Source organism: Myxococcus sp. AM009 (assembly GCF_013372605.1).
GTDB lineage: Bacteria > Myxococcota > Myxococcia > Myxococcales > Myxococcaceae > Myxococcus > Myxococcus vastator.
The window spans coordinates 1-7,366 of record NZ_JABXEP010000252.1 but is presented as its reverse complement, the minus strand read 5'-3'; the positions used below and the strand labels follow the sequence as shown (position 1 = coordinate 7,366).

Sequence of the window (7,366 nt, the reverse complement as noted above, 5' to 3'; positions counted from 1 at the left end):
CGCCTCGAAAGACTCCGCGACCTGGAACCACTCCTGCTTCTCCACCGACTTCGACATGCTCGCCAGCGTCCACGGCGGCGGCTCTCGCCTCAACGCCTCTCAGCACGTCGTTGGCCGGACGCTTACGTTGTAGCCGTCCTTGACGAACTGAAAGAGCTCTGCTGCTCCGTTGACTTCTCCTGTGTCACGCGGTGCCTCTCCGATTTGCCCGTAGTCAACCCGATGTGGCACAGGCGGCGCTGTTGCTGCGCGTGGCTGGGCAGTCCTGGAGGGACTAGGCTCGAACGTATCGACGTTGCGATTGTTGGTGCGAGTCGCTGCCTGCCTGGGTGGTGTCGGCGTTGCCGCTGCTGGTCGGTTTTGCGTGGGCGTAGGCGCCACCTGACGGCGCGCTGCCGTAAGGAGCTGTGCCATTGTCCGTATTCCGGAAATGGGCATGTCGGCCTCTTTTGAGGGGGTGTGGCCTTCATGGTAGGGCAATGAGAGTGTGGAAGGTATATTGGGGTTGGAGAGTGTTTGATCGGGGACGGATGGTTCGTCCGTGTGGAACGGCTGCGCTCGGCCGCGTGAGCACGGATAAGAGGGACTGCGCCCTGTAGGAAAGTGCGCGTTCGCCTGCGCTCGCGTGCCATTCAATGGGTGGGGGGGCCGGGTGTGTGATTCCCGGCATGCCTGCCCTCTCTCGTTGCGTGCCACTTCGGCCGTTCGGTTCCGAGCCCAAGAAATGGCCGCAGCATTTGGACTTGCCACCTTGCGAGTACTGCGGGGGGGCCGTGGCACACGCTCGCAAGGCGATGGGGCGAGCACCTGGGGAACCCCACTGAGCTGCGGGAGAACATCCTCGCGGGCCGCAAGTCGAAGGAGCACCCCTGGTACACGGGGCGCTGGTCCATCGCCGCCCACCACCTCATCTGCTCCGAGGCCATGGCGGAGGATGCTCCGTGGGCGCCACTCTGCCGGGACTTCGGGTATGACATCAACAGGCGAGAGAATGGCGTCATGCTGCCGATGGTCATGGCTGTCGCCTGCGAACTCCACGTGCCGATTCACAAAGGCCCCCACGCAGGGGGCTGGGCCTTCGACATGAACCTCGCGTACCCAGATGCCGTGAAGCGGCTGCTGGCGGGCGTTATCGAGAAGGCCGTGAGTGGCAGCTTCTGCCCGAAGCCCGAGGGGCTTACGGCCAAGATGGACCGAATAAGCCGCACGATTCTGGGGAAGGTGGCCAGCGGGAAGTGGACCCTCACGACGGATGGGTTGGACTACCTTCCTGGAGGGCAGGGGTGCGCGGGCTCGACGTCTATTCAGGACAAGCCACGTCGGCCGTGTCCTGCCGGCCGGAGGCATCGGACAATGCACCCATGCACTGGGACAGCACTCCAGCGGCGGGCGCTTCAGGTGGGAGAGTAGCCATGCAAGACGACTACTTCGTCCTCGAGCGCGCGCGTTCCCAGCAGCATCCCCTGCTGTCGTGGGACCAGGAGTGCCTTCCGTTTTTTCGGCCCAGTCCTGTGAAGGTTGCAGCACCCGTCAAGCTGAAGTTGGGCGAGCCGGTTCCGCCCCGGCCTGTCATGGTTGACTTCCACAGTCTTCCGGCGCCTGTCGTCTCCACGCGGCTGAAGGATTCCTTCGAGGCGGCGGCTCTGCCAGGAGTCCAACTCGTTCCCGCGGACGTGCAGGTGGGCGACTCCGTGTTGCGCTATTGGCTGGTCCACATGTGGCGACGGCTTCCCTGCATGGACAGAGAGCGCTCGCGCTTCGAGTTCGACGAGGACGGAGACCTCCTGCTGAGCCTCGACAAGCTGTTCCTCGATGAGTCCGTGCTCGGTGAGGTGCCGCTCGAAGAGCGACTGGCGTTTCGGCTCGCCGAGTCCGTGGTCCACGTCTTTCACCGGACGGTAGTTGAGCGGGTACTCGCCCTGTCACCGCCGCCGGAAGGGCTGCGCTTCATCCCCGTGGCGGAATGGGGCGACTCGTCGGGGTTCCGATGACGTGGCCCACCTGAGCGCAGCTCTCGACTCTGCGCCGGGATAGAGCGGCGCTGGCCCCTGGTCCGTGCGGCTGGCATTACGACGCCCGGTTGCGCCTTGGCCACCAGTGAGGTGGACTGCATTGAATATTACCCAGACGCGGGCGTCGGACGCGCCGTCGTTTGGCAATGCAGTGGGGGAGCGCATGTTCTTCAAGAAGAGGGAGGCTTCGCCGCAGCCCCAGGTGGTGACGCGCACCGGCCGACGGCCCGGGCAGAGCGCACGGGAGAAGCAGCAGGCCATCGCGGATGCCTCCCCGGTGAAGCCGTTCTTCACCCGCCTCTTCGACATCCACACCGATGAGCGGGCTTGGCGCCGCGGGGCGGACGGGGAGGAATTGGTGGGGGAGTTGCTGGAGCAGCTTCGCCCCCATGGCTGGCACGTCGAGCACGACGTGAGGGTAGGGCAGCGTGGCGCCAACCTGGACCACCTCGTCATCGGCCCGCCGGGTGTCTTCGTCCTCAACACGAAGGCGGTGCGCGGCAAGGTGTGGGTGGGCGGCCCCGTTGTCATGGTGGGCCACTACCGCACGGACTTCGTAGAGAACCTGGATGCCGAGGCCCAGCGCGTCCGGCGCTGTCTCACGGAGGCCACTGGCCGGAGCGCGCTCTGGGTGCAGGGCCTGCTCGTCTTCGTCCACCAGCAGCCCGTCGTGAAGCGTTCGCCTCGGTACGTGGCTGTCCTCCACCACTCCGAGTTGGTGCGCGGGCTGCTGGCCCAGCCTGCGAAGCTCAGCCCGAACGAGGTGGAAGAGCTCGTCCGGGCCGCTCGCCGCGAAGAGACCTGGATGGGGTGAGTAGGCCGCGGGGGAGGTGGCGCTACCATCCTCTGCGCATCGCTTCCCGCCGGGCCTCATCTCGTCGCGCGTCCTCGCGCTGCTGGCGGCGCCGCTCCTCCTGTCGTGCTTCCTCACGACGCGCATCCTCACGCTGCTGGCGGCGGCGCTCTTCCTGTTGCTGTGCCTCCTTGCCCCAGTGCACCTCGCGCCAGATGGCCGCCTCACCTTTCTCCGGCGTGCGTCGGCCAGGGGGCGGTGAACCGCTGCCACCTGCTTCCGAGCTCTCCTGCTGGCGTTGACGCTGCTCGTGCAGCGCGACGTTGGAGACGCACGTGCCGCTGACGCAGGTGTTGCCCAGGTAGCACGGCTGTTGGGGTCCGCAGGACTCTCCTTCGTCGTGGTAGCGAATCTGGCTTCCTGGGGCACCGCACTGGCCAGCCTGGCACGTCAACCCGGTGCAGCAGCCTCCGTCAGCCGTACACCGCGCTCCCGGGCCGGAGCACGTCGGTGCTGCCGCCAAGCCGGAGAGGGTGCACGTCCCGTTTCGGCAGGCGAGGCCGCCGCAGCAGGAGGTACCAGCGCCACAAGCGGCGTCCTGGCCCGCGCACGTGGGCTGGGCCATGCAGCGCCCCTGTTGCCACTGGTTGCCCGAGTCCTTGCCCGCGCAGACGTAGCCAGGGCAGCAGTTCTCCTGTGAGAAGCAACCTCCGCCACCGCGCATGCAGAAGTTCGGCGGCTTCTTCATGCCTCGGCAGACGCCCTCCACGCAGGCGTTTCCGGAAGAGCAGCAGTCCGCGCTCGACGCACAGGGGCCGTCGCTGTTGCTGCATGTGGGGCCGTTGGCGCGGCCTTGAAGTGAAGTGAGGAGCAGGGCAGCAACGAGGGGGAGGAGGTAGCGGGGCATGGCCGGGCGCCTCGCAAGCTGAGTGCCCGCTCACGACAGAGGGCGGCCCCTGGATGGGGGTGTCCACCTGCTGGGACGGGCGTACCGGTTCCCGGCCTGGCGCGGGGCCGCCGCCTCACGCGGGGAGGAGGGCCGGACGGCGTCCACGCATGCCGTGACGATGCGGCCGCATGGAGCTTTCCCCCGAGGCCGCGGTTGTCATGTTCGCGGTCAGCAACATCGCCGGCCCGTTGCTCACCCAGTTGCTGTCTCGCCGGAGCACCAAGGCGGAGGCGGCCGTTGAGCAGGTGCCCGTCCTGCAGCAGCGCCTGAATGCGCTCGAAGAGCAGGAGTCCGCCTCCAGCCAGGTGCCCCTCCTGGTCCAGCGGATGGAGATGGTGGTGGAGGGGGTGAATGAAATCAAGACGGAGCTGCGCGTCGTGCGGGAGCACGATTCGCTGCTCCGACTCATGGAGCAGCGCGTGCGCGCGCTGGAGGTATGGCGCGCGGAGGTCGTCCCCAAGCTCGACCGCTCCGTCAGCGAGACGCACCTGCTGATGGGCGAGCGCAACGCGCGCCAGCTCCAGCACACGGCCAACCTCGTGGACCCGCAGAAGGTGGCGAGGCCCACGCCGTGAGCCTCCGCCCCCCGGGCGCGCGCGCCGCCACGTCCGTGGTGGTGGCGCAGCACGGTCCCCTTTCACTCGCAGCACCCCAGGAGTCGTACATGACCGAGTCCACCTCGCAGTCCAGCGCCCCCGTCCGCGAGCACATCATGCAGTTCTTCGCCTACGGCCACTTGCCGCCCAAGCTCCAGGCGGTGAGCGCGCCTTTCGGCGACTTGGCGGAGAGGCTCCACGCGGAGGTGCCCCGCAACCCCGAGCGCACCGAAGCGCTGCGCAAGCTGCTGGAAGCCAAGGACGCTGCGGTTCGCGCACTCTTGGCCAAGGACCAGTCGGCGTCGGAGCGTCCGCCCCAGCCGACTCCGGAGCACGTCTGGGACGCCTTCGCGAACCGATGGACGCTGCCGGTCGCGAAGGGGCCCGCCATCAGTCACTCGACCGTCGGTGCGTAGCCCACGTCGGCCTGGCTTTCTGCACCACCCCCAACTCTGGAGTCCTCCATGGCCACCTCTCAGCGAGCCCGATTTCTCGCACTCGTCCTCCAGCAGATGAACAGCCCCTACCGCTGGAATGGGAAGGGCGAGACGGATGTCACCACCGGCCAGCGCGTCTTCGATTGCAGCGGCCTCGTCACCTGGGCCCTGCGCGAGGTGGGCGGCCCGGACTGGCGGGCCACGCACAACACGGACCTGCTGTGGACGGACTGCGCCAAGGTGCCGGCCGCGTCCGAGCTGCTGCCTGGTGACCTGGTCCTGTACCACTCGCTGGGCAAGCCTGCCGACCCCGAGCACGTCATGGTGTACGTCGGCGCCGGCGTGGTGGTGGGCGCCTCCGGTGGCGGCCCCAGCACGCGCACGCTCGCCGACGCGGCCAAGGCCGATGCCCGCGTGAAGACGTTCGCCCACCTCGATTACCGCGCGCGCCGCATGCCCGGCTTCCGTCGGCTGCCCGTCGCCTCGTGAGTCCCCGCCCGGCGCCTCGGCGCTGGGCATCCCCCGCAGTCAGGAGTATCCGCATGATGACGAAGCTGAAGCTGCTCGCCGTCGCCACCGTGGCGATGGTGCTTTCCGGGCCCGCCGTCGCGCTGGCCCAGACGGTGGGCGCCATGTCCGCCCCCATCCTCGCCGCTCCCTCCGTGGTGCTGGCCGCCACCGCCGACACGGGCGAGCCTGCCGTGTCCGCCTCCATCCTCTCCGCCATCGGCACGGCGCTGCTCGGCGTGCTGGCCAGCCCGGACGCGCTGAGCGTCATCTTCTCCGGGGTGGTGCTTGGCGGCGCGTGGCTCGCGCGCCGCCTCTGGAAGGACAAGGCCGAGGCTCGCCTCCGCGCCTTCGCCCAGGGCGTGGAGCACGCCTACTTCGCCGTGGAGTCCTTCGCCGCGAAGACGGCCAACACGGTGGACGACAAGCTGGCGCTCGCGCTGAAGCTGCTCAACGAGCAGATGGCCCGGCACGGCTACGCGCTCACCGTCCAGGAGGCGGAGGACGCCAAGCTGCGCATCGAGGCGATGCACGGCGCGAGCAAGGCCGCGGCGAAGCAGGCCGTGCAGACGGCCGCGCAGCTCGCCGCCCAGGGCATCGCCACCGCGCTCCCGACGGTGCCGGCGCTGACGACGCTCCCTCAGACGCCCCGCGGCTAGCCGTGTCCGCGGGGCTGGACGGGGTGCTGTCTCGCGTCCCCGTCCGTACCGGCTACCTGGAGGCACAGGCCGGCGTGTCCAGCCTCTCCGGCGCCTACGCGCGCGGCGAGCTGGGCGCGCGGCTGACGCAGCACCTGGGCGTGTTTGGATTCGCCGAGGCGAACCAGCGCGAGCGGATGGCCGGCGTCGGCGCTCGTTACACGTTCGGCTGGTGAAGTGAGGCGGCCCGCTCCGGGGTGTTGGGGCGGGCCCTTCCGTGATGCCACTACAGCTTTGCGTCGCAGTAGCCCGCTCTGCACGTGCCCTTGTGGAGTGGAAACGGAGGGGCCGTGAGATGGTGTTTCGAGCATGGCGCTCCATTAGGGAGCTGCACAGCCCGCCTCTGGATTGCTCCCGTTGCGCTAGCGCAATCGACTACGCAGAGCTCCTGGTCGAGTGAGTTGGGGTCAACCCTGGGAACACCGCCTCCGCAGGCTCGCGTGGCGGCATCGCGCCACTCCTTCCGGATTGGCGGGCCTTGTGCGGGGGCGGGCGAGGCGACGGCGAGGACAAGACTGGCGAGGATAAATCGGCGCTTGTGCATGGGATTGAGGTTATCCCGCCGGCTGGCCACCGCATAGGCATCGCATCCGCGCCGCCGGCTCGCGCCAGGGGATGAGGGTGCTGCGCCCACCTGCGCATCAAGGGCGCCCTCGTGTGGTGGGAGGCCCGGGGCGGCATGGGCGACTGCGGGGCCAACTACGCGCCCACTACGAGGTGGTACTCCACGCCGCCGGGCCGAAGCGCCGTCCACTGGTGGGCAATCGCATGGGGGGCCGTCCTCGCGGGCCATGCACCGGTGCCGCCGCAGCAGCGCAGCCACCCCACCGAAAAGCCCGTCTCCCTGCTGGGCCTGTTGATGGAGCGCTCGTGCCCGGAGGGCGGCCTGGTGCTGGAACCGGCGCCACCCTCGTCGCTGCGCAGCAACTCGGACGCCGCGCCGTGGGCGTCGAACTCGAGGATCGCTACTGCGAGGCAGCGGCACGCCGACTGGAGCAGGCCTCGCGAGAGGGTGACCACGATGCAGCCTGAGTCCGTTGAGCGACTGCACGGGCCCGGCGCAACCATCGTGGCGCCGGGCCTTGCAACTCCTGGATGGTCAGCGCGGCGGCTGCTTGGTGTTCCGCGCGTGCGTGGGCGTAGCGCGTCCTTGCCTCTGGACTCCCGTCCAGCCCCGCGACTGCCGCCTGAAGCTCTGCCTCCGCCGCCCCGAGGCGCTGCGCGAGCGCCACCCTCTGGTTCCTGGTCTGAAGTTACCCCGGTTTCGTGGAGTCCCACCCGCTGTGCGAAAAGGGTCCCACGATGCCGAAGTCACGCCCCCCATACCCGCCGGAGTTCCGTGAGCGGGTCGTCGAGTTGATGAAGGCCGGCCGG

The 7,366-nt window shown here is 68.8% G+C and carries 11 protein-coding genes; 10 read left to right on the top strand and 1 reads right to left on the bottom strand.

Features of this window, described 5'->3' with window-relative positions:
- Positions 1-672: 672 nt before the first annotated feature.
- From HV824_RS34025 to HV824_RS33985, 10 genes are all read left to right on the top strand, one after another.
- Complete coding sequence (locus HV824_RS34025) at positions 673-1,410, top strand: AHH domain-containing protein (RefSeq protein WP_306465661.1); 738 nt, start codon at positions 673-675, stop codon at positions 1,408-1,410.
- Positions 1,362-1,991 (top strand): DUF1629 domain-containing protein, encoded by a 630-nt coding sequence (locus HV824_RS38320; protein ID WP_368671070.1) that lies wholly within the window; start codon positions 1,362-1,364, stop codon positions 1,989-1,991. Before HV824_RS34025 ends, HV824_RS38320 begins: the two co-directional genes overlap by 49 nt.
- Before the next feature lie 184 nt (positions 1,992-2,175).
- Positions 2,176-2,826: a nuclease-related domain-containing protein gene (locus HV824_RS34015; protein ID WP_176421470.1), complete on the top strand. Its 651-nt coding sequence runs from the start codon at positions 2,176-2,178 to the stop codon at positions 2,824-2,826.
- A 16-nt stretch (positions 2,827-2,842) separates the two neighbouring features.
- Entirely contained in the window at positions 2,843-3,067 is a 225-nt protein-coding gene (locus HV824_RS34010; RefSeq protein ID WP_176421469.1) for a hypothetical protein, read from the top strand.
- A gap of 460 nt (positions 3,068-3,527) precedes the next feature.
- Entirely contained in the window at positions 3,528-3,662 is a 135-nt protein-coding gene (locus HV824_RS37810; protein ID WP_255208561.1) for a hypothetical protein, read from the top strand.
- A gap of 220 nt (positions 3,663-3,882) precedes the next feature.
- A complete protein-coding gene (locus tag HV824_RS34005; RefSeq protein WP_176421468.1) occupies positions 3,883-4,329 on the top strand; it encodes a hypothetical protein in 447 nt (148 codons plus the stop codon).
- Between the two features lie 89 nt (positions 4,330-4,418).
- Entirely contained in the window at positions 4,419-4,766 is a 348-nt protein-coding gene (locus HV824_RS36965) for a hypothetical protein (RefSeq protein WP_217917983.1), read from the top strand.
- Positions 4,767-4,814: 48 nt separating this feature from the next.
- Positions 4,815-5,276, top strand: coding sequence for an NlpC/P60 family protein (locus tag HV824_RS33995; RefSeq protein WP_176421467.1), 462 nt, complete (start codon positions 4,815-4,817; stop codon positions 5,274-5,276).
- A gap of 53 nt (positions 5,277-5,329) precedes the next feature.
- Positions 5,330-5,953 (top strand): hypothetical protein, encoded by a 624-nt coding sequence (locus HV824_RS33990; RefSeq protein WP_176421466.1) that lies wholly within the window; start codon positions 5,330-5,332, stop codon positions 5,951-5,953.
- A gap of 2 nt (positions 5,954-5,955) precedes the next feature.
- Positions 5,956-6,168: a hypothetical protein gene (locus tag HV824_RS33985; RefSeq protein WP_368671069.1), complete on the top strand. Its 213-nt coding sequence runs from the start codon at positions 5,956-5,958 to the stop codon at positions 6,166-6,168.
- Positions 6,169-6,691: 523 nt separating this feature from the next.
- Here the strand turns inward: HV824_RS33985 and HV824_RS33980 are convergent.
- The gene (locus HV824_RS33980) at positions 6,692-7,012 is read right to left on the bottom strand and encodes a hypothetical protein (protein WP_176421465.1); all 321 of its coding nucleotides are present in this window, start codon (positions 7,010-7,012) and stop codon (positions 6,692-6,694) included.
- Positions 7,013-7,366 lie beyond the last annotated feature (354 nt).

Excerpts from the sequence above, each read along its gene's own strand:
- HV824_RS34005 (WP_176421468.1), top strand. The coding sequence starts at position 3,883 with ATGGAGCTTTCCCCCGAGGCCGCGGTTGTCATGTTCGCGGTCAGCAAC.
- HV824_RS38320 (WP_368671070.1), top strand. The coding sequence starts at position 1,362 with ATGCACTGGGACAGCACTCCAGCGGCGGGCGCTTCAGGTGGGAGAGTA.
- HV824_RS37810 (WP_255208561.1), top strand. The coding sequence starts at position 3,528 with ATGCAGAAGTTCGGCGGCTTCTTCATGCCTCGGCAGACGCCCTCCACG.
- HV824_RS33990 (WP_176421466.1), top strand. The coding sequence starts at position 5,330 with ATGATGACGAAGCTGAAGCTGCTCGCCGTCGCCACCGTGGCGATGGTG.
- HV824_RS33995 (WP_176421467.1), top strand. The coding sequence starts at position 4,815 with ATGGCCACCTCTCAGCGAGCCCGATTTCTCGCACTCGTCCTCCAGCAG.
- HV824_RS34015 (WP_176421470.1), top strand. The coding sequence starts at position 2,176 with ATGTTCTTCAAGAAGAGGGAGGCTTCGCCGCAGCCCCAGGTGGTGACG.
- HV824_RS36965 (WP_217917983.1), top strand. The coding sequence starts at position 4,419 with ATGACCGAGTCCACCTCGCAGTCCAGCGCCCCCGTCCGCGAGCACATC.